General features: G+C 64.6%; 28 protein-coding genes and 2 tRNA genes. 17 read left to right on the forward strand and 13 right to left on the reverse strand.

What is annotated here, in order from left to right; genetic code table 11:
* Nucleotides 1-499 precede the first annotated feature (499 nt).
* From ACO056_RS04710 to ACO056_RS04730, 5 genes are all read right to left on the reverse strand, one after another.
* Nucleotides 500-1,213 (reverse strand): adenylate/guanylate cyclase domain-containing protein, encoded by a 714-nt coding sequence (locus ACO056_RS04710; RefSeq protein WP_421852555.1) that lies wholly within the window; start codon nt 1,211-1,213, stop codon nt 500-502.
* A gap of 27 nt (nt 1,214-1,240) precedes the next feature.
* The gene (locus tag ACO056_RS04715; protein WP_421852558.1) at nt 1,241-2,149 is read right to left on the reverse strand and encodes a TIR domain-containing protein; all 909 of its coding nucleotides are present in this window, start codon (nt 2,147-2,149) and stop codon (nt 1,241-1,243) included.
* 12 nt (nt 2,150-2,161) lie between these two features.
* Nucleotides 2,162-3,604, reverse strand: a complete 1,443-nt coding sequence (locus tag ACO056_RS04720; protein WP_421852561.1) for a DUF6438 domain-containing protein — start codon at nt 3,602-3,604, stop codon at nt 2,162-2,164.
* Between the two features lie 280 nt (nt 3,605-3,884).
* Entirely contained in the window at nt 3,885-5,117 is a 1,233-nt protein-coding gene (locus ACO056_RS04725) for a tyrosine-type recombinase/integrase (RefSeq protein ID WP_421852564.1), read from the reverse strand.
* Nucleotides 5,118-5,312: 195 nt separating this feature from the next.
* Nucleotides 5,313-5,386, reverse strand: a tRNA-Gly gene (locus tag ACO056_RS04730).
* A gap of 137 nt (nt 5,387-5,523) precedes the next feature.
* On the opposite strand from ACO056_RS04730, the gene ACO056_RS04735 reads away from it, so the two are divergent.
* Nucleotides 5,524-7,653, forward strand: a complete 2,130-nt coding sequence (locus ACO056_RS04735; protein WP_421852567.1) for an acetate--CoA ligase family protein — start codon at nt 5,524-5,526, stop codon at nt 7,651-7,653.
* Nucleotides 7,654-7,797: 144 nt separating this feature from the next.
* Here ACO056_RS04735 and ACO056_RS04740 read toward each other — a convergent pair whose 3' ends face one another.
* The 4 genes from ACO056_RS04740 to ACO056_RS04755 all read right to left on the reverse strand — a co-directional run bounded on the left by ACO056_RS04740 (nt 7,798) and on the right by ACO056_RS04755 (nt 11,864).
* On the reverse strand, nt 7,798-9,510 hold the full coding sequence (locus ACO056_RS04740) for a hypothetical protein (RefSeq protein WP_421852570.1): 1,713 nt from the start codon (nt 9,508-9,510) through the stop codon (nt 7,798-7,800).
* Nucleotides 9,511-9,581: 71 nt separating this feature from the next.
* Nucleotides 9,582-10,391 (reverse strand): GDSL-type esterase/lipase family protein, encoded by an 810-nt coding sequence (locus ACO056_RS04745; RefSeq protein WP_421852573.1) that lies wholly within the window; start codon nt 10,389-10,391, stop codon nt 9,582-9,584.
* On the reverse strand, nt 10,391-11,620 hold the full coding sequence (gene spt, locus ACO056_RS04750; protein ID WP_421852577.1) for a serine palmitoyltransferase: 1,230 nt from the start codon (nt 11,618-11,620) through the stop codon (nt 10,391-10,393). The genes ACO056_RS04745 and spt overlap by 1 nt, the downstream gene beginning before the upstream one ends.
* Before the next feature lie 4 nt (nt 11,621-11,624).
* The gene (locus ACO056_RS04755; RefSeq protein WP_421852580.1) at nt 11,625-11,864 is read right to left on the reverse strand and encodes an acyl carrier protein; all 240 of its coding nucleotides are present in this window, start codon (nt 11,862-11,864) and stop codon (nt 11,625-11,627) included.
* Nucleotides 11,865-12,058: 194 nt separating this feature from the next.
* Between ACO056_RS04755 and ACO056_RS04760 the strand changes: the two genes are divergently transcribed.
* Entirely contained in the window at nt 12,059-12,598 is a 540-nt protein-coding gene (locus ACO056_RS04760; RefSeq protein WP_421852583.1) for a Pycsar system effector family protein, read from the forward strand.
* A 4-nt stretch (nt 12,599-12,602) separates the two neighbouring features.
* On the opposite strand, the gene ACO056_RS04765 is transcribed toward ACO056_RS04760, so the two are convergent.
* Nucleotides 12,603-12,965 carry a response regulator gene (locus ACO056_RS04765; protein WP_421852586.1) on the reverse strand — a complete coding sequence of 121 codons (363 nt, stop codon included), beginning with the start codon at nt 12,963-12,965 and terminating at the stop codon, nt 12,603-12,605.
* 29 nt (nt 12,966-12,994) lie between these two features.
* Here ACO056_RS04765 and ACO056_RS04770 point away from each other — a divergent pair, with 29 nt between their 5' ends.
* From ACO056_RS04770 to ACO056_RS04800, 7 genes are read left to right on the forward strand one after another with little or no spacing between them, the layout of a single operon-like run.
* Entirely contained in the window at nt 12,995-13,294 is a 300-nt protein-coding gene (locus tag ACO056_RS04770; RefSeq protein WP_421852589.1) for a DUF3572 family protein, read from the forward strand.
* Complete coding sequence (locus ACO056_RS04775; protein WP_421852592.1) at nt 13,294-13,929, forward strand: HAD family hydrolase; 636 nt, start codon at nt 13,294-13,296, stop codon at nt 13,927-13,929. Before ACO056_RS04770 ends, ACO056_RS04775 begins: the two co-directional genes overlap by 1 nt.
* Nucleotides 13,919-14,386, forward strand: a complete 468-nt coding sequence (locus ACO056_RS04780) for a RidA family protein (RefSeq protein ID WP_421852595.1) — start codon at nt 13,919-13,921, stop codon at nt 14,384-14,386. Before ACO056_RS04775 ends, ACO056_RS04780 begins: the two co-directional genes overlap by 11 nt.
* Nucleotides 14,358-15,164, forward strand: coding sequence for a glycerophosphodiester phosphodiesterase family protein (locus ACO056_RS04785; protein ID WP_421852598.1), 807 nt, complete (start codon nt 14,358-14,360; stop codon nt 15,162-15,164). The genes ACO056_RS04780 and ACO056_RS04785 overlap by 29 nt, the downstream gene beginning before the upstream one ends.
* Nucleotides 15,161-16,291 (forward strand): GNAT family N-acetyltransferase, encoded by a 1,131-nt coding sequence (locus tag ACO056_RS04790; RefSeq protein ID WP_421852601.1) that lies wholly within the window; start codon nt 15,161-15,163, stop codon nt 16,289-16,291. Before ACO056_RS04785 ends, ACO056_RS04790 begins: the two co-directional genes overlap by 4 nt.
* 59 nt (nt 16,292-16,350) lie before the next feature.
* Nucleotides 16,351-16,617 carry a ribbon-helix-helix domain-containing protein gene (locus tag ACO056_RS04795; RefSeq protein ID WP_421852604.1) on the forward strand — a complete coding sequence of 89 codons (267 nt, stop codon included), beginning with the start codon at nt 16,351-16,353 and terminating at the stop codon, nt 16,615-16,617.
* Entirely contained in the window at nt 16,617-16,925 is a 309-nt protein-coding gene (locus ACO056_RS04800) for a type II toxin-antitoxin system RelE/ParE family toxin (RefSeq protein WP_421852607.1), read from the forward strand. Before ACO056_RS04795 ends, ACO056_RS04800 begins: the two co-directional genes overlap by 1 nt.
* Nucleotides 16,926-16,941: 16 nt before the next feature.
* On the opposite strand, the gene ACO056_RS04805 is transcribed toward ACO056_RS04800, so the two are convergent.
* On the reverse strand, nt 16,942-17,292 hold the full coding sequence (locus ACO056_RS04805; RefSeq protein ID WP_421852610.1) for a hypothetical protein: 351 nt from the start codon (nt 17,290-17,292) through the stop codon (nt 16,942-16,944).
* Nucleotides 17,293-17,552: 260 nt separating this feature from the next.
* Between ACO056_RS04805 and dksA the strand changes: the two genes are divergently transcribed.
* The 3 genes from dksA to ACO056_RS04820 all read left to right on the forward strand — a co-directional run bounded on the left by dksA (nt 17,553) and on the right by ACO056_RS04820 (nt 20,181).
* Nucleotides 17,553-18,011, forward strand: a complete 459-nt coding sequence (gene dksA / locus ACO056_RS04810) for an RNA polymerase-binding protein DksA (protein ID WP_421852613.1) — start codon at nt 17,553-17,555, stop codon at nt 18,009-18,011.
* A 213-nt stretch (nt 18,012-18,224) separates the two neighbouring features.
* Complete coding sequence (locus tag ACO056_RS04815; RefSeq protein ID WP_421852616.1) at nt 18,225-18,587, forward strand: PilZ domain-containing protein; 363 nt, start codon at nt 18,225-18,227, stop codon at nt 18,585-18,587.
* An 85-nt stretch (nt 18,588-18,672) separates the two neighbouring features.
* Nucleotides 18,673-20,181 carry an ABC transporter substrate-binding protein gene (locus ACO056_RS04820; RefSeq protein ID WP_421852619.1) on the forward strand — a complete coding sequence of 503 codons (1,509 nt, stop codon included), beginning with the start codon at nt 18,673-18,675 and terminating at the stop codon, nt 20,179-20,181.
* Nucleotides 20,182-20,190: 9 nt separating this feature from the next.
* On the opposite strand, the gene ACO056_RS04825 is transcribed toward ACO056_RS04820, so the two are convergent.
* Nucleotides 20,191-20,367, reverse strand: a complete 177-nt coding sequence (locus ACO056_RS04825; protein ID WP_421852622.1) for a DUF1674 domain-containing protein — start codon at nt 20,365-20,367, stop codon at nt 20,191-20,193.
* A 71-nt stretch (nt 20,368-20,438) separates the two neighbouring features.
* On the opposite strand from ACO056_RS04825, the gene ACO056_RS04830 reads away from it, so the two are divergent.
* A complete protein-coding gene (locus ACO056_RS04830) occupies nt 20,439-21,710 on the forward strand; it encodes an RsmB/NOP family class I SAM-dependent RNA methyltransferase (protein ID WP_421852625.1) in 1,272 nt (423 codons plus the stop codon).
* A gap of 108 nt (nt 21,711-21,818) precedes the next feature.
* On the opposite strand, the gene msrA is transcribed toward ACO056_RS04830, so the two are convergent.
* Nucleotides 21,819-22,346: a peptide-methionine (S)-S-oxide reductase MsrA gene (msrA, locus tag ACO056_RS04835; RefSeq protein ID WP_421852628.1), complete on the reverse strand. Its 528-nt coding sequence runs from the start codon at nt 22,344-22,346 to the stop codon at nt 21,819-21,821.
* 148 nt (nt 22,347-22,494) lie between these two features.
* Here msrA and ACO056_RS04840 point away from each other — a divergent pair, with 148 nt between their 5' ends.
* From ACO056_RS04840 to ACO056_RS04855, 4 genes are all read left to right on the forward strand, one after another.
* Complete coding sequence (locus ACO056_RS04840; RefSeq protein ID WP_421852631.1) at nt 22,495-23,349, forward strand: class I SAM-dependent methyltransferase; 855 nt, start codon at nt 22,495-22,497, stop codon at nt 23,347-23,349.
* A gap of 91 nt (nt 23,350-23,440) precedes the next feature.
* Nucleotides 23,441-24,307, forward strand: coding sequence for an N-carbamoylputrescine amidase (gene aguB, locus ACO056_RS04845; protein ID WP_421855306.1), 867 nt, complete (start codon nt 23,441-23,443; stop codon nt 24,305-24,307).
* The gene (folK, locus tag ACO056_RS04850) at nt 24,291-24,830 is read left to right on the forward strand and encodes a 2-amino-4-hydroxy-6-hydroxymethyldihydropteridine diphosphokinase (RefSeq protein ID WP_421852634.1); all 540 of its coding nucleotides are present in this window, start codon (nt 24,291-24,293) and stop codon (nt 24,828-24,830) included. Before aguB ends, folK begins: the two co-directional genes overlap by 17 nt.
* Nucleotides 24,821-24,896, forward strand: a tRNA-Lys gene (locus tag ACO056_RS04855). Before folK ends, ACO056_RS04855 begins: the two co-directional genes overlap by 10 nt.
* Nucleotides 24,897-25,012: the final 116 nt, after the last annotated feature.

The raw sequence follows: 25,012 nt of genomic DNA on the forward strand, positions 1-25,012 counted from the left end.
CGGCCTGTCTGCTTTCGGGCGAACACTGACCGAAAGGGGTCTTCGCGCTGCTGCCTTCCGGCGGCGCCCATTCGGCAGTCTAAAGGACCGGCTGTCTGTTGAGATCTGGCTGAAGGCGCCGGACATCTTTTACAGCACGGTCATGCTCTCCGATCAGAGGCTGATGAATGCGTCCACCTCACCGAGAATATCGTATTCGTCATAGCTGTTGATTGCCCCCTGGTTACCGATCGCATCGGACACAGCACGCGGAGAAGTGCTCAGTTGGGCGCGTTCGGCGGGCCTCGGAATCAGACGCTAACCACACGAAAGGTGTCGGCGCCTGTTCAAGCGGGTTCTCACGTCCGAGCTTCGTCGCACATCTCAGCCGCTCCTGGAGCGATGCTTCACAAAGCGAATATCTACCATTGATCCGGATCGGAAGGCAGGGTCCTGGCATTGCCGCCCCTGCATTCGAGCATTACCCAAACGACAACAGCAGGGCCGGCTTCCAAATCGTTCAGGGCTTCTTCCAGTGGTTCGACTTATAGACAGTTTCGGTATCGCCGGCAAAGGAGAAGCTTGCCTTGAGCCACATATTCTCCCCTTTGCCGTCAAACTTCGCTGCCTCATTCAATTTGTTATAGCATCGCGACGATATGTAAGTGTGATAGGGCGCGTCCCGGATATCGGACAGCTTGGCCGAAAAACTCGCCGCTTTCCCTATCCAGATCAGGTCATTATTGTCTCGTATCCCGCTACGAACTGCGTGGACCTCGCCAACGTCAATGCCTACCCCATGGCGGATTTGTATGCCGTTGTTTCGGATTGACTGGAATTTCTTCGCGGCCTGAAGCTGGATGATATTCCGCACTGCCCAATGGATTTCGCGGCCGCAATTCGAGGCGGCGCTATTTTTGCTGTCGCCGATGAAGATACCCATCACCCGGTCGCCATCGAAACTGCGCACAACGCCGCCATGCTTGATGATAAGCCGGGTCGCGCAATCCAGAAAGGCCCGTATGATCTTCGCCGTCGTGCTCCAGGGACAGACTTTCGAGAGCGTCGCCGATCCGGCCAGGTCGGCATAGAGAAAAGCTGCCTCGATCTTCACCGTGCCATCGCGCAACGCGACGTCTGTCGATTCCGGCACAACACGGCCGTCACGACTGTTGAAATTCGTGTCGAAGAGCGCGTCCACGCGGTCCTTTAGAAAGGCGTCGTTCACCGGCATGCTACACACCCCTCGCGATTGCCGATCTCAGCCATTGTGCGGTCCATTGTCGAGCATGTAGCGCCTCAGCTTGTTACAGGCGGGCGCGAGATGGACGGCGGCGTCGGAACCCGGTCTCCAAACATAGGGCACGGTCTGTACGCCGGCATAGTCGCTTGGCAGTTTGAGCTTCTCGTCACGGGGCTCCATCAGGATAGCGCGCTCGCGGCCGAGGCGTCCCATGAACAGGCCAAGCTCGAAAATTACATTGTCACGCGGCGCCGGCCATTCTTGTCCGCGGCTCTCGGTAATATCGTCGCCATGTGCGATGGCGATGGCGAAGTCGGCCTGATCGACCTTCGCCTCGAGATCCACCAGCGTATAGCTTGCAATCTTGAAGACGTCGTCGGTCCAGAGCTCCGTCGTGAAATCACGGTGAAGCGCATCCTGAACCATGCGCGCGATGTCCACGGCCTCACGCGACGAGATTATGAATACGCGAATTTTTTCTCGAAAAGCGCCGATCAACGCGTTGCGCTGCAGCAGTCGCCGGGCGAGCTCCTGAGCGATCGTCCGGTAGATCGCCGGAAAGCGATTACCAAGATCGACGAGCTGCGGCTCGGTCAGTTTCAGCGCGACGACCTCTTCGACCGCTATCACACTCGCGGAACGTACCTGACCCGGTTGGATCGCGGCCATCTCTCCAACATGATCGCCGGGGCCGCGGACGCGTATTTTGCGTCCGTTGACGATGATGTCGCAAGTACCGGCGAGGATCAGATAGACATCACGATCTTCGCCGAGTTGCTGAATAAGCGGCTCGCCTGGCTGAAAGGACACGACCTCGGCTGCAGCCGAAACTGCCGCCGCGAGGTCTGCACATCCCCCAGCAAATTTATGAGTCCGTACGGCTTCGAGCCGGGTCGCATCGTCCGCATAACGATCTGCCAGTGCCATTGTCCGTTCTCCCTATTTATGCTCGGTACGCATTGGGCATTCGCGCATAGTGTTGCAGCAAGGTAGTGCCAGCAAAAGCTTTACGAGCTCGGGAGAATCGCAGCCCATCAGGGCAGTCCAGCCAAGGCTGTCGCAGGCCTCCAGCGGCACACCCAACTCAATGAGTGTCCGAGCCATCTCAAGCTCCTTGTCGGGATGCTCCTCGCAGGTGGCTACGCTTCCTCGAAGCGCCGTCAGGGCCGTCCCATCTTCGCCGGGCGCCTTGGGATCTGCGCCGGCTTTCACAAGCGCACGTGCGATCCCCACGCTGCAGCCGACATGGTTTAAGGCCTCCGTCAGGGCTGCACGCGGGACGGCGGCGAGCGCGTCGCGTTCGGCAAGCTTCCCAAACAGCGCATCGCTCCCGCGCATTGCCGCAGCGCGAACGAGGATTGTGCGCAGCACTTGGCCGTCGATCCTAGCGTCGAGGGGCACTCTGCGGTCGACCAATTCCATCAGCAACTTTTCGGTACCCTCCGACTGGCGATAGCCACGCAGCTTCGATGCCAAGGCGGCTGCAAGCATCGCGGCTGACGGTGAATGGTACTCGAAATGCGCCGCGTCGAGTTCATCGAGTGTCTGGAGGTTGCCGTCCACCCAACGCGCGGTGCCCGTGACGGCGTCGACCGCCTCTTCCAGATCAACAACGGACTGGGGCATACCCGCCATCGTGCCAATATAGTCCGTCACAGTCTTGCTTGTCTTACCTATCCTGACAGTAAGGACCTGCGTCGGATTGTCAGTTGCACCGTAGAAATACTCTTTCCGTAATCCAAAGAAGCGCGCGGCCCTGAATCGATCGAGCAAACGCGCCGCCGCAGCGGGATCTATGTTTGCCTTGTGCCGCCCCGGCAGCAAAACATTGTGGCCGTTATATTCAAGATGGACTTGCCCCGCCGTGCCTTTGGAAGGATCGTCGCCAGTATCGAACTCGACCAAGCCGTCGCCGTGCACCGTCACGCTATAATCGGGGCAACTACCAAAGCACGCGCCACGATGGAGCGTGATTTCGAAATCCGCGTCATCGCGCATCGGAAAAGGAATTGCAGTGTCCGGGGGAATTGGCTGCTTCCGGTAGCTGATGCTGACTCTGCCGATGGCATTCACCGGCTTACCGTCGAATGTCTGCGGATGAAACGTCCAAGTACGAACGAGGGCAAGCGCCGGCGCGGGATCGAGTTTTTGGTAGTTGTCGATCGGCTCGGCGGCGATCACCTGACCGGTCGGGTTCACGGTCACGAGCACGGTGAAGTCGCTGAAGCCGCCGTCCTTCCCCAAGACCGTCGTCTCGCCGGTAAGGCGTTGATCGTCCAGCTTATAGAAGCCTATCGTTGGTGCCGGATCGGCCGCCTCGCATGCGCTAGCAGCAACGATAAACAATAGAATGCCGCACGCCCGTGCACGCTCGAATCGCATGGTTGTCTCCCGGGGGCAAAGCATGACGATGGACGCGCGAAGTGGCAATGCGACCGACTTGCGCGGAGCGAGCTAAGGTGGGGTAAGCCGCCTCAACTATCTTGGGGTTTAGCGGCGGAAGAGTAGCTGATTTGACAGTCAGCTGCTTTGCCTGTCGTCTCATGTCTGCTTCTGTCCACTCGTCATTTGTGAGCCGCCAGTCTGTTACCGGCCCAAATTGCAGTCGATCAATGTAGAGATGCGATAAGCCAATCGGCGATCTGATTGACCTCCAAAGCGGTCAGCCAGTCACCGCCCCTGGAAAGGGCAAAATGGTGGCGCCACTCCGCAGCGAATCCAGGAGATCGGACCACCATTGCGCCATCAGGACCCGCTCCTTCCAATGGGTGCCGCGATGGTAGGCCGCACGCACCTTGTCGCTGTCACCATGGGCCAGCGCTCGCTCGATGGCGTCCGGAGACCACTTGCCTGACTCATTGAGAAGAGTGCTCGCCATCGCACGGAAGCCATGCGCGGTCATTTCGTTGCTAGCATAGCCGAGGCGGCGCAGCGCCGCATTGATGGTGTTCTCCGACATCGGCCGCGTTCGGGATCGCATCGACGGGAAAACGTAGCCCGACGATCCCGTGATCGAGCGGATTTCCTGGAGGATCGCGATCGACTGACGTGAGAGCGGCACGTGATGCGGCTTGCGCATTTTCATCTTTTCGGCCGGGATGGTCCATAGAGCGGTTTCCAGGTCGATCTCATCCCAGCGCGCATGGCGCAGTTCGCCGGGACGCACGAAGACATGCGGCGCAAGTTGCAGCGCCCATTTCGTCATGCCCTGGCCTTCGTAGCCGTCGATTGCCCTGAGCAGGTCGCCGACCTCGTTGGCGTCGGTGACCGCCCCATAGTGGGTCACAGTCGGGGTCATCAGCGCGCCGCGCAAGTCACGTGTGGGGTCTGATCGCAAACGGGCAGTAGCGACGGCATAGCGGAAGACAGCGCTGGCCAATTGCAATGTCCGCCGCGCGCTTTCCAGCTTGCCCCGCTTCTCGATCTTGCGGATCGCCGCGAGAGCATCGATCGGCTCGATCTCGTGGATGGGCATTTTGCCGATCGAATTGTCGAGCAGGCTGAGCAGGTACTCACAGCGCGCAGCGGTAGCCGGTGCCCAGGCTCTGTCACCGTCCCGGCGGCGCTTGCGGCAATATTCACTGGCGATGCTGGTGAAGGTGTTGTCGGCCAGTGCGCCTGCTCTGAGCTTCTCGCGCTGCTTCTCAAGGGAAGGATCCTTGCCGCCTGCCAACAGATCGCGTGCCTCGTCCCGCTTCTTGCGGGCATCGCGCAGGCTGACCTGAGGGTAGGTGCCAAAGCCCAGCTTCTTCTCGACGCCTCCGAAGCGGTACTTCATCCGCCACAGCTTGCCGCCTGATGGCTGGACGAGAACGAACAGGCCCTGCATGTCGCACAGCTTGTAGGCCTTCTGCCGAGGCTTGGCGTTACGAATCGCTATATCTGTCAAAGGCATAGTCGGGGCCTTTCCGTGACGTGGCCCCCAGGTTGGGGGCCAGGAGCATGTTCCGGCCCGATATTTTCGCGAGGTGGCCCCCAAGTTTGAGAGCTGTCCTGAAATTTTACGCGATCCAATGAGCCGGCCAAGGCCAAAAATATCCTAGATTTCAGGGGTTTGTAAAGCTGTCGGGGATGTCTTGAGACTGAGAGCTGGAGCGGGTAGCGGGAATCGAACCCGCATAGCCAGCTTGGAAGGCTGGTGCTTTACCACTAAGCTATACCCGCAGCGCTCTGGCCTCTGCCACGCCGCGCGCCTTCCCGTCAACCGTTCGCCCACTGCCCAAGATGGTGTTCGCCGTGCGCCTTGCCCTGCTCCGCCGCAGTGGCTATTGTTATAAAACATAACCCATCCGGAGAGTGAAGTGCCCGACAATCACGCGCCTGCCTATGTTCCCCCGGCGCTCGAGCGGCTGCTGCGGCCGCGTTCGGTTGCCGTCGTCGGCGCTTCGGACAAGCCGGGCGCGCTCGGCACCACGCTGCTTTCCAATCTCGATGCCAATGGCTTCACTGGCGCGGTCTATCCGATCAATCCCAAGCGCGAAACGCTGGGCGGCCGCGCCTGCCTTCCGGGAATCGAGGCCCTGCCTGAGGGCGTCGATGCCGCGGTCCTCGCCATCCCGCGCGCCGGTGTGCTTGATGCTGTGCGGGCGCTGGCCGCGCGCAAGGTCGGCGGCGTGGTAATCTTCGCCGCCGGATTTGCCGAAGGAGGGCCGGAGGGCCTTGCCGAACAGCACGAGATCGCGCGTATCGCCCACGAAGCGGGCATGGTCGTCGAAGGCCCCAATTGCCTCGGCCTCGTCAACTACGTCGATCGCATCCCGCTCACCTTCGTCGAGACCGAGGCGCGGCCCCCCGCCGGCAAGCGTGCCATCGGCGTCGTCTCGCAATCCGGCGCGATGGCTGCCGTGCTCGGCACCGTGCTGCTCGCGCGCGATTGCGGCGTCTCCTATTCCGTCTCCACCGGCAACGAAGCCGCGAGCGGGGTCGAAGACTATGTCGATTGGCTGATCGATCAGCCCGATACCGATGTCATCGCCATGATCGTCGAGCAGTTCCGCAAGCCCGAGCGATTCCTCGCCGCCGCCGCGCGCGCCGCTGCTGCAGGCAAGCCGATCGTCCTGCTCCACCCCGGCACATCCAGCGCCGCACGCGAATCCGCTGCGACGCACACCGGAGCGATGGCGGGCGATCATGCCCTGATGCGCGCCAAGGTCACCCGCGCCGGGGTGATCATGGCCGAAACCCTCGAAGAGCTGGGCGACATCGCCGAAATCGCGCTGCGCTGCCCCGCGCTGCCTTCGGGCCATACTGCGGTGCTCGGCGAATCCGGTGCGTTCAAGGCGCTAACGCTCGATCTTGCCGAAACGCTCGGCCTGCCGCTGGCTCCGCTGCACGATGCGGATTCGCCTGCCCTGCGCGCTGCGCTGCCGCCTTTCGTCCCTGTCAGCAATCCGCTCGATATCACCGCACAAGGGCTCTCCGAACCGGCGATCTACACGCGCTGCCTCGATGCCTTGCTCGAAGATCCGCGCGTCGGCACCGTGCTGGCGGGGATCATCCAGGCCGAACCCGTCACGTGCACCATCAAGTTCCCGCCGATCCTCGCCGCCGCGACGGCCCGCCCGCTCACCAAGCCGCTGATTTTCGCCGGCCTCGATGAAGGCGCCGCCGTCCCGGCCGAGCGCATCGCCCAGCTGCGCGCTGCCGGCGTCCCCTGGTTCCCCACCACCGAACGCGCGCTGCGAGCGATCACGCGCCTTACGCAGTGGTCCGCGCGGGATGTGACGATCAACGCGGAGGCGCCGCTGCCTGTCCCCGGCCTTGCCAATCATGCCGGCGTGATCCCCGAATATCAGGCCAAGGCGCTGCTCGGCCCGCTCGGCATTCCCTTCCCGGCGGGGACTTTCGCCGCCAGCGCCGATGCCGCGGTCGCGGCGGCGGATGCGCTTGGCTATCCCGTCGCGATGAAGGCGCAGGCCGCCGCGCTCAGCCACAAGAGCGATGCCGGCGGCGTGATCCTGAACCTTTCAGACGCTACCGCCGTCCGCGCTGCGTGGGATCGGATGCACGCCAGCGTCGCGGCCTGGTCCGCCGCGATCACCCTCGATGGCGTGCTGATCGAGGCGATGGGCGCGCGCGGAGTTGAAATGATCGTCGGCGCGAAGAACGATCCCGAATGGGGGCCCGTGCTCCTCGCCGGTTTCGGCGGCGTCACGGCTGAAATCCTTGGCGACGTGCGTCTCCTCGCCGCAGACATGACAGCGCAAGCGGTCGAGGCCGAACTGATGAAGCTCAAGAGCGCCGCAATCCTTGCGGGCTACCGCGGCGCGCCTGCGCTCGATGTTCCCGCGCTTGCGCAGCTCATCGTCGCGCTTGGCCGGATACTGCGCGCCGAACCGCGCATCCGCGAGGTCGATCTCAATCCGGTGATCCTGCATCCCCTGGGGCAGGGCGTCGTCGCGCTCGATGCCCTGATGCTGGTGGAAGGGTAAAAACCCCTCCGACCCCGGCTGCGCCGGGGCCACCTCCCCATTTGCCCTGCGGGAAAATGGAGAGGATTTCCTTATTCCTCCCCATTTTTGCGAAGCACAAATGGGGAGGTGGCAGCCCGAAGGGCTGACGGAGGGGCAAAAGCGTCAATGCACCTGCATCGCCATCCCTTCGGCGCTGCGCAGCAGGTCTTCCGCCACCGCATCCCTTGGCCGCAGCCGCAGCGATTCCTCCGCCGCTGCCCGCGCGCCTGCCGCATCGCCTGATGCCAGCAGCGCCGCAGCGACATCGCGCCGCACCGGATACCAGAACGCGGGCGGGTCGGAAAACTGCATGAAATCCTTCGTTTCCTCGATCTCCGCCGCCGCGGTGAAGGCCTTCACCGCGTCCTTCGGGCGCGCCTCGGCCATGGCGATGCGGCCTTCGAGGACGCCGCGGATAATGCCCAGCATCTGCTCCGGCGCACGGTGGTCGCGGTCGATCTTGCCGTCCTTGCCTTTCTCCGCCACCGCAGCCGGAATTGCGGCCAGCTCCGCCTTGGCCCCGGCCAGATCGCGCAGCCACACCATGGCCTCGCCACGCGCATAGTGCCGCGCTGCCTTGAGGTAGGGCAGTTTCGGTTCGGCCAGCGCCAGTACAGCCGCCGGATCATCGAAGCGGGCCATCGCAAAGTAGCCCGCCGCCGCCAGCATCTGCGAAAACGGCTCGGCCTTCTCGCGCTCGGCTGAGCGCTCTACCAGCGGCCGCGCCAGATTGAGCGCTGTGCGCGCGTCGCCCGCCATCATCGCGCCGCCAAGCCCGAAGATCACGTTGTGCGCGTGATAGGGCAGGTCCCACACCCCCTTGGGTTCGGGCAGGCCCAACCGCTTGGCATTGGCCTTGCCGATCTCCACCGCGCGCCAGTTGGTGTCCGCGGCATCCTGATAGCGCCCGACCCAGAAATACGTGTGACTGGGCATATGGACGAGATGGCTGGCATTGGGCGCAAGCCTCGCCAGCTTGTCAGCATAGCGCTCGGCCTTGGCCGGCTCGCCAGCGACTTCGGTGGCGTGGATGTAGAAGTGGATCGCCGGTGTGTGCTCGGGCGCGCGCTTAAGCACTCGCTCCAGCAGCACAATCGCCGCGTCGATCGCCTTGTGATCGAAATCGTCGGCGTCCTCCACAAATGCGGAGACCATCAGCGCGTCTGCCGTCAGCACCGCGATCTCGTTGTCATCGGGGTAGCGCGCCGCCACTTTCTGCATCGCTGCGGCATAGGCCACATCCCGAGCCTGGACGTCCTTGCCCGGCAGATAGCGCAGGATCAGCGCATCGATCAGGTCCCGCTCACGCGCAGTGCCGGTTTTCGCCGCCAGCACCTTGGCCTTGCGGACCATCTCCAGCAGCGGCGCGCGCTCCTTGGGTTCGCTGCCGTAATTGATCGTCGGCCCGGAAACGAGCGCCTCGCCCCACAGGCACATCGCGCAGGCAGGATCGAGCCGCACCGCCTCGCCCATCGCCGCAATCGCCGCCTTGTGCGCAAAGGCCGCACCCAGTTCGAGGCCATTGGAAAAGAACGCCTGCGCCTGGGGCACCGCGGTCGTCACGGCAAAGCCGCCGTTACCATAGCCAGTCAGCAGCGTCGGCACCTTGGGCACGGCGTTGTCGTCATGCGAATGCCCGCCCGCGGCGTGATCGGCGTGTCCTTGATCCGCCGCCTTGGCCGCGCCCTCGGCGGTCTGCGCCTCGCTCAGCGGCTTGCCGGTGGAGGGCGCCTGCATGTCGTTGCCCGCCATATCGTGGCCGACTTGCGCCTGTACCGGAACCGAGAGCCCCAACATGGCCGCCCCGATGATCGATTGGATTACAGCCTTGCTCAACAACTTGCCTCCCCCTTGCACGCGGGGAGGCTGGCACGTGCGACGGCGTCTGGCAATCCGCGCGTTGCCCGTCAGCGCGGCGCTGCGGTCTTTTCCGCCTCGGCAATCGCGGCGCGGGTGATCGGCTCCATTACCGCATAGCCTTTGGCGTTGGGATGGATGCCATCGGGCGCGATATCGGGGTTCATGCCGCCCTCGGCATTGGCCAGCGCGCCGTGGTAATCGGCATAGACCGCACCCCGTGCCCGAGCGAGTTCGCGCAGCCACGCGTTGAGCATGATGACCTGCCGGGCCGGGCTCAGCGCCGGCTTCCACGGGAACTTCGCTGCTGGCAGGATGCTGCCCAGCACCACGCCAATGCCGTTCGCCCGCGCGATGTCGACCATCGCCATCACGTGGTTCTTGTACATCTCCGGGCTGTTCGGCCCGGTGTTTCCGGCAAGGTCATTGGTGCCGATCATGATGTGCACCACGCGCGGGCGCAGCCGCACCACGTCCTGATAGAACCGCACGAGGATCTGCGGGCTGGTCTGCCCGCTGATCCCGCGCCCGATCGCGCCGCCTGCAAACAGCGCAGGCGCGAGCGGCACCCAGTTCTCGGTGATCGAATCGCCGATGAACACTACGCGCGGCGGTGCGGCGAGCTGCTTGTCCGCCTCGGCGTACTTGCATTCCCACGCCCAGTCGTTGGCCTTCACGTAAGGATGGCCGAACCACAGGCCGGTCTGGTCGGTACAGGGCTTCTCCAGCATCCCGTCGCCCGGCGCGGTGACGGGCGGGGAGGGCGGGGGGAAGGCGGGTGCAGGGGCGGTTTGCGCCGACACCGGGGCCGCCCACAATGCCAGCGCGGCTGCCGCTCCCGCCATGATCCCCTGGCGCATCAGATGATGCCCACGGCCTTGCCGGCGCGTTCGAACATGCCCGTGATGATCTCCACCTGCTCGGCGGTGTGTTCGGCGCAGAGCGAGCAGCGCAGCAGGGTCATCCCGGCCGGCGTTGCCGGCGGCCGGGCGAGGTTCACGTAAAGGCCTTCGTGCAGCAGCGCTTCCCACATCATCGCCCCGCGCTCGAGATCGGGCATGATCACCGCGATGATCGCGCTCTGCGGCTCCGCCGTGCCCAGCTTGAAGCCGAGCTTCGTCAGCGCCCCATGCAGGGTGCGCGAGTTTTCCCACAAGTGCGCGCGCTTGTTGCCGGCATGCATCAGCTTGCGGATCGAGGTTGCGGCGGTCGCCACCACGCTCGGCGGCAGGCTCGCGGTGAACACGTAAGGGCGGCACACCAGCCGCATGATCTCGAACTTCGGGTGGTTGGAAACACAGAAGCCGCCCACCGTGCCGACCGACTTGGAGAACGTGCCGATCACGAAATCGACATCCTCGAGCACACCCTGGTCCTCGGCCACGCCGCGCCCGTTCGGCCCGATGAAGCCCATCGAGTGGGCTTCATCCACCAGCACCATCGCGCCGTTTTCCTTGGCGATGCGGATCATCTCTTTCAGCGGCGCGATATCGCCCAGCATCGAATAGACGCCCTCAAGCACGACCAGCTTGCCCGCGCCTGCGGGAATGCGCTTCAGGCGCTTTTCCATCGCCTCGATGTCGTTGTGCTTGAAGGGCACGACTTCCGCGTCGCCCATCTTGCAGCCGTCCCAGATCGAGGCGTGGCTGTCGATGTCCAGAACGATGTAATCGCCCTTGCCCGCGATCGTGCTGATGATGCCGAGGTTGGCCTGGTATCCGGTCGAGAACACCATGGCATGGTCCATGCCGTAGAATTCCTTCAGCGCCTCCTCGCACGCGCGGTGGCCCGCATACGTGCCGTTGAGCACGCGGCTGCCGGTGGTGCCGCTGCCGAAATCGTCGAGTGCCTGCTTGCCCGCCGCGATCACGTCGGGATCGAAGGTCATGCCCATGTAGTTGTAGGTGCCGAGCAGGATCGTCTCGCGCCCGTTGCAGATCGCGGTGGTGGGCGAAAGCACCTTCTCCATCACGAGGCTGAACGGATCGGTCACGCCCGTCGCCAGCAACGAACGGCGCGTTTCGATCAGCGGATCGAACTTCGAGAAGAGGTCGGTCCGGGGCATTTCAGGCGGGGTCATGTCGTTCATGGCTTCAGCCCTGCAGGGTTTTCACGGCATCGATCAGCTGGCCGTAGGTTTCGATCTCGGCCTGCTGGTTCATGCTGATGATGATATCAAACTCGTCCTCGATGGCGGCGACGAAGTCCATCACGGTGAGGCTGTCCCACTCGAGATCCCCGGCAAACGAGGTGGTTTCATCGATTGCGATCGCGTTCTTGTTGAACGGTTCGATCACTTCGGCAATGCGGGCGGCGATAGCGGCGCGATCCATGTTTCGTGTTCTCCGGCTTTGAGGCGCCCTTGCCCCAAGATTAAGGCTGAAAAGCGGCCAGCGGCATCGCTTGTCAAGCGCAAGGATAGTGTGGCAACCTGTCACCAACGTGCAACAGCGCGTTGCCTTGCGGGGGGAGAGCTCAACTGGCCGATCCGAACCACCCTGTCGATTCTCGGCCGGAACCAACGAAGGTGAGCCCTTCGCCGCTTTCCCCTTCGGGCTATTCGAACCATGCGATCCATCTCGTGCGGACCGCCCAGACGCTGAATCTGACGCTGAGCCAGATGGCTGATTCCAAGGCCTCGATCCTGATGGGGGCAACCTTCGTTGTCTTCACCATCACCATGGGGCAAGCGAAAAACGGCCAACTGCCCGCAGCATTGCTCGTGCTCGCGGCCTTCGCCTTCGCCTCGGCGATGTGCGCAGTCATGGCGGTGCTTCCCTCGATCGGCCGCCCTTCGTCGTCCGGCGCGGTCCATACCCGCCCCAACAAGCTGTTCTTCGGCACGTTCACCGCGATGGACGAGGACGAATGGACCGAGAGCATCCTTGCCGATCTGCGTGCGGACGAAACCGTGTTCCGCACCATGCTCCATGACATGTACCAGAACGGCCAGGTCCTCCAGCACAAGAAGTACCGCTTCCTCGGCCTTGCCTACCGCCTGTTCATGCTTGGCCTGACGCTGACCGTGGTGGTCTTTGCCATCGAACACGTGATGGCCAGAGGCTGAGTGCTCACACCAGCGCGCGCACTGCCATCATGAACGGCCCGATCGAGACCGGCTTGGCGAGATAGCCTTCCGCCCCCGCCTCGCGGATGCGTTCCTCGTCGCCCTTGCCGGCATAGGCGGTCACCGCCAGCACCGGGATCGGCCTCAGTTCGGGATCGCCCTTCAGGGCCTCGATCAGCTCCAGCCCCGAAATGTTGGGCAGCTGGATATCCATGATGATCAGGTTCGGCACGAATTCTCTTGCGCGGACAAGCACATCGCGCCCATCGGCGAGCGGCTCGACAGCAAAGCCGCCTGCTTTCAGCACATCGCAGAAGAGCTTTCGGTTGAGGTCGTTGTCCTCGACAACCAGTATTCTTTTTGCCACTGAGCCCCGATATCCTCATACCCACCCAGATGCTTGCCTACTCACCCCGGAAGGCCCTGACAATCGCCCGCGCATCCGCCTCCCTTCCTGATCCTGCCGCCACTGCGCTGCAGGCGCTGGGCTGGGTGCTGGGCGATGCGCCGCGGGCCGAACGGTTCCTCGCGCTCACCGGGCTCACCCCCGATGAACTGCGCGCCGGGCTCGGCGATGCGGCCGTGCAGGGCGCGGTGCTCGAGTTTCTCTGCGGGCATGAGGCGGATCTGATTGCAGCGGCAGAAGCGCTGGGCCTCGCCCCGGCCGATCTGGCTGCCGCCCGGGAGAAATTGTGATGACGAAACCGCTGGTGATCAGCGATTGCGACGAAGTGCTGCTGCACATGGTCGCGCCTTACAAGGATTGGCTGGGCGAACAGCACGGCATCGATTTCGTGATGGAAAACAGCGATTTCGGCAAGGCCATGCGCTATGCCGGCACCGGCGATGCCGTCCCCCCGGCGGAGATATGGCGCCTGCTCGGCCTGTTCTTCGATACCGAGATGCACCGCCAGCCGGCGATTCCCGGCGCGGTCGAGGGCATCAATGCGCTTGCGCAGCATGCCGATGTCGTCATCCTCACGAATCTCAACGATGATCGCCGCGAGGCCCGCGCCCGCCAGTTGCGCGATGTCGGCATCACGGCGCGCGTCTTTACCAACCAGGGCCCCAAAGGCCCGGCGCTCAAGGCCATTCTCGATGAATACCAGCCCAGCCGCGCGGTGTTCATCGATGATCTGCCGCAGCACCACGGCTCGGTCATGGACATCGCCCCGCATGTCAGCCGGCTGCACCTTTGCGGTGAGCCGATGATCGCGCGCCACATCGATTGCGCGCATGTAAAGGGCCATGCTCATGCCCGTATCGACGAATGGGAGCATGCGCTGCCCTGGCTTATGGACCGCATAAACGGAGTCAACGATGACCTATAATGCCGCTGCCAAGCTGGCCGAACTCGGCCTTTCGCTGCCCGCTCCCGCTGCCCCGGTCGCCGCTTATGTCCCCACGGTCGAGGCTGGCGGTTTCCTCTATGTCTCGGGCCAGGTCTCGTTCGTCGATGGCGCGCTGGTCAAGGGCCGGCTGGGCGAGGATCTCTCGGTCGAGCAGGGCTTCGCTGCCGCGCGCGGTTGCGGGCTGATGCTGCTCGCCCAGGCCGAGGCTGCGCTGGGCTCGCTGGACCGGATCGTCCGTGTCGTGAAGCTCGGTGCGTTCGTCGCCTGCACCCCGGAATTCACCGATCAGCCCAAGGTCGCCAATGGCGCCTCGGAGCTCATGGTTGCGATGTTCGGCGATGCCGGCAAGCACAGCCGCAGCGCCGTCGGCGTGCCTTCGCTCCCCCTCGGCTGCGCAGTGGAAATCGATGCTGTATTTGCTGTCCTTCCTGCTTGATCGCCTGCTGACACCGCCTCCGCAGGCGGAGAAGGTGGCCTGGCTCAAGGGCGTGACCTATGCGCACCGCGGCCTTCACGGTCCCGGGCCCAATGGGACGACTCTGCCTGAAAACGCCATGTCTGCGTTCGCCGCTGCGATCGAGGCCGGGCTTGGCATCGAATGCGATGTCCAGCGCAGCAGCGATGGGCAGGCCATGGTCTTCCATGATTGGGAGCTCGATCGGTTGACGGCGGAAACCGGCCTCTTGATCGAACGCAGCGCGGCCAAGCTTGCGCAGATCCACATCGTCGGCAACGATGAAGACACGATCCCGAGCCTGCGCCAGCTGCTCGATCTCGTGGCCGGACGCGTACCCCTGCTGATCGAGGTCAAGACGCGGCCCTCCACGCGCATCCCCGCGATCTGCCTTGCGGTGCGCCGGATGCTGGAAGGCTATCTCGGACCTGTCGCAGTGATGAGCTTCGATCCGCGCGTTCCCCGCTGGTTCGCGCGCCATTCCTCGCACATCGTGCGCGGTCTGGTGATGTCGGAAGAAGGCAGCCGCACACTGTTCGCGCGCACGCAGCGCCACATGATGCTGTGGCGCGCGCAGCCCGATTTCCTCGCCTACGATATTTCGGACATGCCGAGCCGCTTTGCCGGCGCGCAGCGCCGCCGGGGCTTCCCGGTGCTCACGTGGACGGTCAACACGCCCGATCTCATGGAACGCGCACTGCGGCACGGCGATGGTCCGATCGCGGAAGGAGCGGGGCTGAGCAGGGCCGCCCGCCCGTGAGCATCACTGCGCGCGTCCACCACGCTGTCGGCGAAATCCCTTCCGCCGAATGGGACACACTGGCAGGGCAAGGCAATCCCTTCACCACCCACGCCTTCCTCACGCTGCTGGAAGAATCCGGCAGTGTCGGCGGGCGCAGCGGCTGGTCCCCCCTCCCGCTCGTGATCGAGGATGCCGCCGGCGTCGCAGCCGCCGCGCTCCCGGCCTATCTCAAGGGCCACAGCCAGGGCGAATACGTGTTCGATCACAGTTGGGCCGATGCCTGGCACCGTGCGGGCGGGCAGTACTATCCCAAGCTCCAGATCAGCGTGCCCTTCACCCCCGCCACGGGTCCGCGCCTGCTCACCGGCGATCACCCGGCGCTTGGCGTGCCCTTGCTCAAGGTGGCCGAACAGATCTGCGAGCAGAACAAGCTCTCCTCGGCCCACGCCACCTTCATCGAACCCGCGCAGCTTCCCCTGTTCGAGGAAGCCGGCTGGCTGCTGCGCACCGATACCCAGTTCCACTGGGACAACGAAGGCTACGCCAGCTTCGACGATTTCCTCGGCGTTCTCTCCTCCGAAAAGCGCAAGAACCTGCGCAAGGAGCGCGCGAAAGCGCAGGACGGCGTCGAGATCCGCGCGCTGACCGGTGAGGCGATCCTGCCCGAACACTGGGACGCCTTCTGGATATTCTATCAGGACACCGGCGCGCGCAAATGGGGCCAGCCCTACCTCACGCGTGAGGCTTTTACCCTGATGGGCGAACGCATGGCGGACCGCATCCTGCTGGTCATGGCTTTCATCGGGGAACAGCCGGTGGCCGGCGCGCTCAATTTCATCGGCAGCGAAGCGCTCTACGGGCGCTATTGGGGCGCCGTGGTCGACAAGCCCTTCCTGCATTTCGAACTGTGCTATTATCAGGCGATCGACGCTGCCATCGCGCTGGGGTTGAAGCGCGTCGAGGCGGGCGCGCAAGGGCAACACAAACTCGCGCGCGGCTACAAACCGGTGCCGACCTGGTCCGCGCATTACATCACAGACCCCAATTTCCGCAGCGCCGTCGCCGATTTCCTCGAACGCGAACGCCGCGGCGTGGCGCAGGAGCAGATGTGGCTCGGCGAACGCACCCCGTTCCGGAAGGGTTAGCGCCATTGCGCCTGTAAAGAAATGTCCTTATGTTGAGGACAAGTCATCAGGAGGCGCAGATGGGCAAGGAAATGACGCTCAATGTCAGGGTCAGCGGCGCACTGGGCGATTTCGTCTCTGCCAACGTTGACGATGATGGCGCCTTCGAGAACGTGAGCGAATATGTCCGCCACCTTATCCGGCAGGATATGGAAAAGGCAGAGCAGGAGCGCTTCGAGAAGTTGAAGGCAGAACTTGCGATTGCCTTCTCGGCGCCGGCCTCAAGCTATCGTACAGTAACAGCGGATGACATCATTGCCCGCCATCGTGCTCGCACCAGGCAGTGATGTCCTACCAGATTCAGCAGGTTGCAGAAGAGCGGCTGGCTGAGATTTACGCCTACACGCTGGATCAATGGGGCGATCAGCAGGCCGAGCGATATTTGCGCGGACTGTTCGAAAGGTTTGAGGCAATTGCGGCACGGTTGGTCCCGTGGCGCCCCATTCCGGGCGCGTTTGGCCAACCTGGCTATTTCTGTCGTTACGAAAGCCATTTCATCTACTGGCGGTTGCTGGACGATGAGACAGTCGGCATCGTCACGGTGCTTCACGCCCGGATGCATCAACTATCGCGCTTCCGCGACGAATTCGCCTGAAGTTTAAGGCCTGGCCTCAAGCCGCGCGGATATCGGTCCGCATCATGCGCAGCCATTCGCGCGCGCGGCGCTGGGCTTCGGCGATTTCGCGCGCGGTCATGTCGTCGGAAACTTCGGCGCGGCAGATAGCGGCTTCCTCGTGTCCGCCCACTGCGGCGAGGTTAAACCACTTGTGCGCCTCGATCAGGTCGCAGGGCGCGCCGTGGCTGCCGGTCGAAAAGGCAACGCCAAGGTCGAACAGCGCGTCCATATCGCCCGCCGCCGCCGCCGCGAGGCAGGTTGCAACCAGGGTGTCGGTTGCAATGCTGTCGACGTCACTGGTGGAAGCTTCGGTCTCGGAGACCAGCTTGATCCAAGTCTGTGCCATTAACTCTTCCCCTGTCCCTTCGGCCCCCGGTCAGGCTGGCCCGCTGCAGCACAAAGTCACCAAACTTGGTCAACAAGTGGTTAACGACGCAAAAAAGACCCCACACGAAGGGGCTGGGTACAACTTGGGATTGCCCCTGAGGAAAACCTTGTGCGGATTCCGCCACTTGCCTATAGGCCCGCCAAACCGGGAGCCATGATCGCCCGCCCGTGGGCGAAGCGGCGCCTAAGGGTCGCAAGAGCAGCAGCTTGGAGGGCCGGATGGCTGGGGTTTTGAGTGACGAGATCGACGTTCTGGCCAAAGCCCGCCGGGCCATGCCAGGCGATTATCTGCCTTCCGATGGCGAACCTTACATGTGCGAAGCGCAGCAGGACTATTTCCGCCGCCTGCTGCTCGAATGGAAGAAGTCGATCCTGTCCGCTTCGGCCGGCACGCTCTCCGCGCTGCAGGATGGTCCGATCCGCGAACCCGATCTCAACGATCGCGCGTCGAGCGAGACGGAGTGGGGCATCGAACTGCGCACGCGCGATCGGCAGCGCAAGCTGATCGCCAAGATCGATTCTGCAATGCGCCGCATCGATGAAGGCGAATATGGTTACTGCGAAGTCACGGGTGAACCGATCGGGCTTGGCCGTCTGATCGCCCGTCCGATCGCCACGATGACGGTCGAGGCGCAGGAAGCCCACGAACGGCGCGAGAAAATCTCCCGCGACATGTAAGGTTCGGCCCCGCGAAAGGCTTTGCCTGCAGACTGTCCCGCTCCGGCACAGCCTGCGCAAATGTCCGTTAACAGCGTACCGGTTTAAGGTTTCGTTAGGCAGCCTCGCTTAGCAAATCGCTAGAAAGTTCTGTGAATTTTCTTCGTAGCGTTCAGCCCGGATCCACCGGCTGATCGCGGAGACCTTCTTCGGCAGATGAGACGGAAACCGGGCGTGACTGAACTCGATCATCGGCAGGTTGGGCGTGACAGCCTCTTTCTCATGGCAGACGTGCGTCTTGCCGGGGCGGGGGACGAGCACCGGGTCAAGGTGCGCAACCTTTCGGGCGGCGGGATGATGGCCGAAGGGCACGTCAAGGTCACTCGCGGCGCCAAGCTCGAAATCAATCTGCGCAATATCGGCTGGGTTGAAGGCGTCGTCGCCTGGATCCAGGAAAACCGCTTCGGCATCGCTTTCGTCGAAGAAATCGATCCCAAGCTCGCGCGCGAGCCGCTTGCAACCAAGGCGTCCGAAATGCCGCGCTTCGTCAAGCCCGTCCTCGCCGCGGTCGATCCGGCACGCCTGCGCAAGATCTGATCTTGCAAAAAATCTGATGATTCTTGCTGGTCTGCCGCCCTTCCGGCGCTGACCCGCGCGGCCACGCGTGCTAGCACCGCCGGTAATGGTGCGCGTTCCCGATCTTTCCGTGCCCCGCCGCGCTTTGGTTGCTGCCCTCGGCCTTGCCGGGATCGGTGCGCTGCTTCTCGGCGTCTCGGCATGCGGGCGGCGCAGCGAGGGGCCCTTGCCGGTAGCCCTGATCGGTGATCGCAGCGCGCTCGGTCCCAGTGGCGTGCGCCTCTCGCCTGCCGCGCGCACGCTGCGCGGCGCCACGGTCGAAGGGCTCGTCGCCTTCGATGCCGAAGGGCACATCGTCCCCGCCATTGCCGATCGCTGGATCATCACCGACGATGGCCAGAGCTACATCTTCCGCCTGCGCGACGGGACCTGGCCCGGCGGATCGCGGATCACGGCCGAAACCGCCGTCGCCGCGCTGCGGGGGGCGCTCGCCCAGCTCAAGGGCACAGCGCTAGGGCTCGATCTTGCCTCGATCGAGCAAGTCCGCGTGATGGCCGACCGGGTGATCGAGATCGATCTCGTTGCCCCAGTCCCCGATCTGCTCACGCTGCTCGCCCAGCCCGAACTTGGCCTGCCCAATGCCCACCGCGGCGCCGGCCCGATGGGGCTTGCCCGGCGCGGCGACAAGACCGTGCTCTCGCTGATCCCGCCGGAAAAGCGCGGCCTCACGCCCGAAGAAGGCTTCGCCAGCCACGCGCGCAACCTCGTGGTCGAGTTCCTCCCCGCGAACAAGGCGGTCGGCCGCTTCAACGATGGTTCTGCCGATCTCGTGCTCGGCGGAAGGATCGATTCGCTCCCGCTGGCCGAGGAAACCAGTCTGGCGCGCGGCAACGTGCAGCTCGATCCGGTCATCGGCATGTTCGGCCTCCTCGTCGATAACGACAGCGGCTTCCTCGCCGATGCGCCGAACCGCGAAGCCCTCGCGCTTGCCATCGATCGCGATGCCATCATCGGCGCGTTCAACATCGGCGGCTGGGAACCGACCACCCGCGTGGTCTCCGCCGGGGTCGAAGGCGATGCCGGCACCGTGGGTGAACGCTGGGTCGGCGTCGCGCTCGAACAGCGCCGCGCCCTCGCGGCAGAGCGTGTCACCCACTACATGGCCGCAGGCAAGCCCGCCCCGCTCCTGCGCATCGCCGCGCCAAACGGACCGGGCACGCGCCGCGTGATCGATCTGATCGCGTCCGATTTCAAGGCCATCGGCATTGTCACGGTGCAAGTCGCCGAAGACAAACCGGCAGACCTGCGCCTGATCGACACGACCGCGCGCTATGGCCGCGCCTCATGGTTCCTCAATCAGCTGGCCTGCTCGGTCCACAAGCCCGCCTGCCTCGCCGCAGGCGATACGCTGCTGGCCCAGGCCCGGCAGACCACCGACATGCGCGAACGCGCCCGCCTGCTGGGTGAGGCCGAGGCCGAGATGACCTCGGCCAACGCCTATATCCCGATTGCCCGGCCCTTGCGCTGGTCGCTGGTGCGCTCCGGCGTCACCGGTTTCGCGCTCAATCCCTGGGGCTGGCACCCGCTGCCGCCGCTGGCAGCGCTGCCGAAGTAATCGCCGCGCTCAAAAATCGATCGCGATCCCGTTCTTCTCCCAGTCGCCAAAGCGCGTGGGATCGAGCCCGTCGGGATCGTCGCGCTGTTCGGCTGGCGCCGGCGCAGGGGCGGGTTCGTTGGTCCAGTGCGCTGGCCGGGTAAAGCCTGCGGGGCGCTGGGTCGCGCGGGAAATCGGCTTGTCCATCCGGGCTGTCTGCCGGGGTCTGCTCGCAAGCGCAATTGCCAAGATGGGCACCACGCGCGATAGGCTGGCCAATGGCCCGTTCTTCCCAAGCCGCCGAAGAGGATATCCCCGGCGTCCCCGCCCGCCGCGCCGCGCTGCGCCTGCTCGATGCCGTGCTGCGCCGGGGTGATCCGCTCGATCAGGCCGCCCCGCCTGTCCTGCGCGCGATCGAGCGCGGGGATGATCGCGCGCTCGCCCTCGCCATTGCGCAAGAAGCCTTGCGCTGGCTGCCCGATTTCGACCGGCTGATCGATGGCGCCACTCGCCAGATTCTCCCCGAAGACGCCAAGGCGCGCAGCGTGTTGCGGCTCATGCTCGCGCAGGCGCTGCGCCTTGGCCTGCCGCCGCATGCGGTGATTGCCACCGGCCTGCCGCTGCTCGTGGGCGGACCGCGCCGCCTTGCGCACGGGGTGTTCTCCGCCGTGCTGCGCGGAGATGGCCTGCCCGCCACGCCCACGCTTCCCGCCGCCACGCTCGAACGCTGGACCAGCGCCTGGCCCGCCCGTGTCGATGCCATCGCTGCCGGCCTTGCCGTCCCGCCGCCGCTCGATCTCTCCCTGCGCGATCCCGCGCGCACCGCCGAATGGGCGACACGCCTTGGCGGCATCTCGCTCGCGCCCGGCCACGTGCGCCTCGCCCGTGCGGGCGCGATCGAGGCCATCGAAGGCTTTGCCGAAGGCGCCTGGTGGGTGCAGGACCTCGCTGCTACCATCCCCGCCAGCCTGCTCGGGCCCGGCGAGGGGCGCCGCGTCCTCGATCTCTGCGCCGCGCCCGGCGGCAAGACGATGCAGCTCGCCGCCGCCGGCTGGCAGGTCACTGCGCTCGACAAGTCCGCCCGCCGCCTCGAACGCCTGCGCGAAAACGTCGCCCGCGTCGGGCTTGAAGCTGAAGTCGAAATCGTCGCTGCCGATGCCATGCAGTGGCGCCCCCCGGCGGAGCTGTTCGACGCCGTCCTCATCGACGCGCCCTGCAGCGCCACCGGCACCTGCCGCCGCCATCCGGACGTGCTCCACCGCAGAATCGACCAGACCGGCCTCGAGGACCTCCAGCGCGGGCTGCTCGAACGCGCCTCGGGCGCGATCCGCGCTGGCGGCCGTCTCGTCTATGCGGTCTGCTCGCTTGAGCCGGGCGAGGGCGAGGCGCAGGCCGAATGGGTCAAGGCCCTCGGCCGCGTCGCCGTCACGCCGGACCAGCTTCCCGCCGGCCTGACCCCTACGGCCGAAGGCTGGTTCCGCAGCGATCCCGGCATGCTTGCCGAACACGGCGGCATCGACGGCTTCTTCGCCGCGATGTGGGAGAAGTAGAAAATAGGGACAGTCCCTATTCTTCTCCCAGGGCCCAATTCCTTGTCCCTCGTCATTCCCGCGAAGGCGGGAATCCAGAGCGGCCAGGCGCCACGCCGGTGCTGGACCTTACCCCTTCACACGTGCCGCAAAGCTCTTGCGCAGCTTCTGCAGCTTGGGCGGGATCACCGCGAGGCAATAGGGATTGCGCTGGCCTTCGCCCTGCCAGTATTCCTGATGGTAATCTTCCGCCGGATACCAGGTGGCCGGCCCTTCGATCGTCGTCACCACCGGCTTCGGGCTCGCCGCAGCGGCGCGCGCAATCGCCGCTTCCATCGCTTCGCGCTGCTCGTCATCGGTCGGAAACAGCGCTGAGCGGTATTGCGTGCCGACGTCATTGCCCTGCCGGTTCAGCGTCGTCGGATCATGCGTCGCGAAATGGATATCGAGCAGATCGTCGAGCGACAGCAGCGCGGGATCATACGTCACGCGGATCGCTTCGGCATGCCCGGTCGTCCCGCTGCACACCTGCTTGTAGGTCGGATCGGGCACGCTGCCGCCGATATAGCCGCTTTCCACGTCGGTCACGCCTGTCACGTCGCGGAACACCGCTTCGGTGCACCAGAAGCACCCGCCTGCCATGATTGCCTGCGCCATCAACTTGTTCCTTGCTTCCGAGGGCAATGCCCCCGATGTCATGCCCAGTCAGTTATATCGGCCAGATAGGAACGAATGCCCCGGTTGTCATCGCCTCCTGCCCGCTTAGGCTACCTCATTCGCTCGAATCAGCCCCGGAGTTACCCCCATGCGCAAAGCCGCCCTGTTCTCTGCCATCCTGCTTGCCGCCGTCGCCGCTATTCCCGCCGCACTGCAGGCGGCGCCCGATGCTCCTGCCCACGCGACGAGCGCGGCGGATCCCGCCATGGCCAAGGCCCTTGCCGATCCCCGGCGCGATGGTGACCGCGTCCGCGATGCCTTCCGCCATCCCGCCGAAACGCTGGCCTTCTTCCGCATCAAGCCGGGCATGACGGTGGCCGACTATATGCCCTCTGCCGGCTGGTACACGCGCATCCTCGTCCCCTATCTGGGTGAAAAGGGCCAATACATCGGCATCACCGCCAGCCTCACCGCCGCCTCGGGCGATACGAAGACCCGCCTCGCTGCGTTCCCCGCTGCGTTCCCGCCGAAGGCCGCCGGCTGGACGGGCGTGCCGGCAGAGCGCATCCCCGCCTTCACGCTCGATGCCATCCCGGCCGATCGCAAGGGTACGGTCGACCGCGTAATGATCATGCGCGAAGTCCACAACATGTGGCCCGATGGATTCCTCTACAACGATCTCACCGCGATCCGCGCGCTGCTCAAGGATGATGGCCTCCTCGGCATCGAGGAACACCGCGCCAAGGCCGATGCGCCCGCGTCCTACACTCTCGGCACCATGGGCTACATGCGCGAGGCCGATGTCATCGCGCTCATCGAAGCCCACGGTTTCAAGCTGGTCGCCAAGAGCGAGATCAACGCCAACCCCAAGGACAGCGCCAACTGGCCCGACGGCGTCTGGACGCTGCCCCCCGTCCTCACCTTGAAGGACAAGGATCGCGCCAAGTACGAAGCCATCGGCGAAAGCGACCGCATGACGCTGCTCTTCGCCAAGCGCCCTTGATTACCTAGAGCCCTCTCCCCTTCAGGGGAGAGGGTTGGGAGAGGGGGCTTACCCTTTGACAATCCCCCCCGGAACCACCAATTCCCCCGCCATGACCCAGCTCACCGTCGCCGCCCTCCAACTCGCCTTGAATGCGCCGGACGCGCAGACCAACATCGCTGCGGTCAGCGCGCTGGTGGAGCAGGCGGCAGGGCAGGGCGCGCAAGTCGTCCTCCCGCCCGAGCTTTTCGCCGGGCCCTATTTCTGCACGGTCGAGGATGAGGCCCTGTTCGCCCTCGCGCATCCCTTGGCCGAACACCCTTCGGTGGGGGCCATGCAGGCGCTCGCCCGCAGCCTGAAGATCGCCATCCCCACCAGCTTCTTCGAGCGCGATGGGCACCACTACTACAACACTCTCGCGATGATCGGCCCTGATGGCGAGATCGTGGGCACTTACCGCAAGAGCCATATCCCGGACGGCCCGGGCTATGAAGAGAAGTACTATTTCCGCCCCGGCAACACCGGCTTCAAGGTGTGGGATGTCTTCGGCACCCGCATCGGTGTCGGCGTGTGCTGGGATCAGTGGTATCCGGAATGCGCGCGCGCCATGGCGCTGATGGGCGCCGAAGTCCTGTTCTACCCCACCGCTATCGGCAGCGAGCCTTACGATCCCGGCCTCGATACCAGCCGCATCTGGCGCCGCGCGATGATCGGCCATGCGGTATCGAACTGCATGCCCGTCATCGCCGCCAACCGCATCGGCAGCGAGAGCATGCAAGGAACGCCTCCTCAGCGCTTCTACGGGCACAGCTTCATCGCCGACCAATGGGGCGATTTCCTCGCGGCCTATGGCGCGGAGGAAACTGGCGTCCTGGTCTCGGCGCTCGACCTCGCCGAAGCCGCCCGCCACCGCGCCGGCATGGGCTTCTTCCGCGATCGCCGGCCCCAGCTCTACACCCGCCTTGCCGAAGATATCTGAGCTTCAGCGCTACCTGATCGCGCTCGGCTCCAACCAGCGCCATCCGCGCCACGGCCCGCCGACGCAGGTCCTGCGCGCCGCGCTCGCCGCCATGGCGGGGGAGGGGCTCACCGTCGAGGCCATGTCCCCCATCATCGCCAGCGCCCCGATCGGCCCCTCGCGCCGCCGCTACGCCAACGCCGCCGCGGGCGTCGCCACGACACTTGATCCGCCCGCGCTGCTCGCCTTGCTCCAGACCGTCGAAACCCGCTTCGGCCGCGTCCGCCGCGGCCAGCGCTGGGGCGCCCGCACGCTCGATCTGGACATCGTGCTGTGGAGCGGCGGCCTCTGGCACAGCAAGTCGCTCACAATCCCGCATCCGCGCTTCCGCCAGCGCACCTTCGTCCTCACTCCCGCCGCCTCTGTCGCCCCGGATTGGCGCGATCCGGCGGGCACCTGCACCATCCGCCACCTCCACGCCCGCTTGACCCGGCCCGCCCCGGTCCGTAGGGCGTCCCCTCGCCGTCTGCATGTGGGCCCTTAGCTCAGTCGGTAGAGCAACTGACTTTTAATCAGTAGGTCGCTGGTTCGAACCCAGCAGGGCTCACCATTTAGAATCAATAGCTTACCGAGAAATCGATCAAGGCGATTTTTCCTAATAGCAACCACATAGCAACCACGCAGCATGGCACTTGGCGGCACTGCATGGCAAAGTAGCGGGGTCGG

The sequence above is a fragment of the Novosphingobium sp. genome (genome assembly GCF_965228995.1).
Classification (GTDB): Bacteria; Pseudomonadota; Alphaproteobacteria; order Sphingomonadales; family Sphingomonadaceae; genus Novosphingobium.

Excerpts from the sequence above, each read along its gene's own strand:
- ACO056_RS04840 (WP_421852631.1), top strand. The coding sequence starts at position 22,495 with ATGCGCAAAGCCGCCCTGTTCTCTGCCATCCTGCTTGCCGCCGTCGCC.
- ACO056_RS04805 (WP_421852610.1), bottom strand. The coding sequence starts at position 17,292 with ATGGCACAGACTTGGATCAAGCTGGTCTCCGAGACCGAAGCTTCCACC.
- dksA (WP_421852613.1), top strand. The coding sequence starts at position 17,553 with ATGGCTGGGGTTTTGAGTGACGAGATCGACGTTCTGGCCAAAGCCCGC.
- ACO056_RS04720 (WP_421852561.1), bottom strand. The coding sequence starts at position 3,604 with ATGCGATTCGAGCGTGCACGGGCGTGCGGCATTCTATTGTTTATCGTT.
- ACO056_RS04755 (WP_421852580.1), bottom strand. The coding sequence starts at position 11,864 with ATGGATCGCGCCGCTATCGCCGCCCGCATTGCCGAAGTGATCGAACCG.
- ACO056_RS04775 (WP_421852592.1), top strand. The coding sequence starts at position 13,294 with ATGACGAAACCGCTGGTGATCAGCGATTGCGACGAAGTGCTGCTGCAC.
- ACO056_RS04745 (WP_421852573.1), bottom strand. The coding sequence starts at position 10,391 with ATGCGCCAGGGGATCATGGCGGGAGCGGCAGCCGCGCTGGCATTGTGG.
- ACO056_RS04770 (WP_421852589.1), top strand. The coding sequence starts at position 12,995 with ATGCTTGCCTACTCACCCCGGAAGGCCCTGACAATCGCCCGCGCATCC.
- ACO056_RS04725 (WP_421852564.1), bottom strand. The coding sequence starts at position 5,117 with ATGCCTTTGACAGATATAGCGATTCGTAACGCCAAGCCTCGGCAGAAG.
- ACO056_RS04830 (WP_421852625.1), top strand. The coding sequence starts at position 20,439 with ATGGCCCGTTCTTCCCAAGCCGCCGAAGAGGATATCCCCGGCGTCCCC.
- ACO056_RS04780 (WP_421852595.1), top strand. The coding sequence starts at position 13,919 with ATGACCTATAATGCCGCTGCCAAGCTGGCCGAACTCGGCCTTTCGCTG.
- ACO056_RS04800 (WP_421852607.1), top strand. The coding sequence starts at position 16,617 with ATGTCCTACCAGATTCAGCAGGTTGCAGAAGAGCGGCTGGCTGAGATT.
- ACO056_RS04710 (WP_421852555.1), bottom strand. The coding sequence starts at position 1,213 with ATGCCGGTGAACGACGCCTTTCTAAAGGACCGCGTGGACGCGCTCTTC.
- ACO056_RS04785 (WP_421852598.1), top strand. The coding sequence starts at position 14,358 with ATGCTGTATTTGCTGTCCTTCCTGCTTGATCGCCTGCTGACACCGCCT.
- ACO056_RS04715 (WP_421852558.1), bottom strand. The coding sequence starts at position 2,149 with ATGGCACTGGCAGATCGTTATGCGGACGATGCGACCCGGCTCGAAGCC.
- ACO056_RS04825 (WP_421852622.1), bottom strand. The coding sequence starts at position 20,367 with ATGGACAAGCCGATTTCCCGCGCGACCCAGCGCCCCGCAGGCTTTACC.
- ACO056_RS04795 (WP_421852604.1), top strand. The coding sequence starts at position 16,351 with ATGGGCAAGGAAATGACGCTCAATGTCAGGGTCAGCGGCGCACTGGGC.
- msrA (WP_421852628.1), bottom strand. The coding sequence starts at position 22,346 with ATGGCGCAGGCAATCATGGCAGGCGGGTGCTTCTGGTGCACCGAAGCG.
- spt (WP_421852577.1), bottom strand. The coding sequence starts at position 11,620 with ATGAACGACATGACCCCGCCTGAAATGCCCCGGACCGACCTCTTCTCG.
- ACO056_RS04820 (WP_421852619.1), top strand. The coding sequence starts at position 18,673 with ATGGTGCGCGTTCCCGATCTTTCCGTGCCCCGCCGCGCTTTGGTTGCT.
- aguB (WP_421855306.1), top strand. The coding sequence starts at position 23,441 with ATGACCCAGCTCACCGTCGCCGCCCTCCAACTCGCCTTGAATGCGCCG.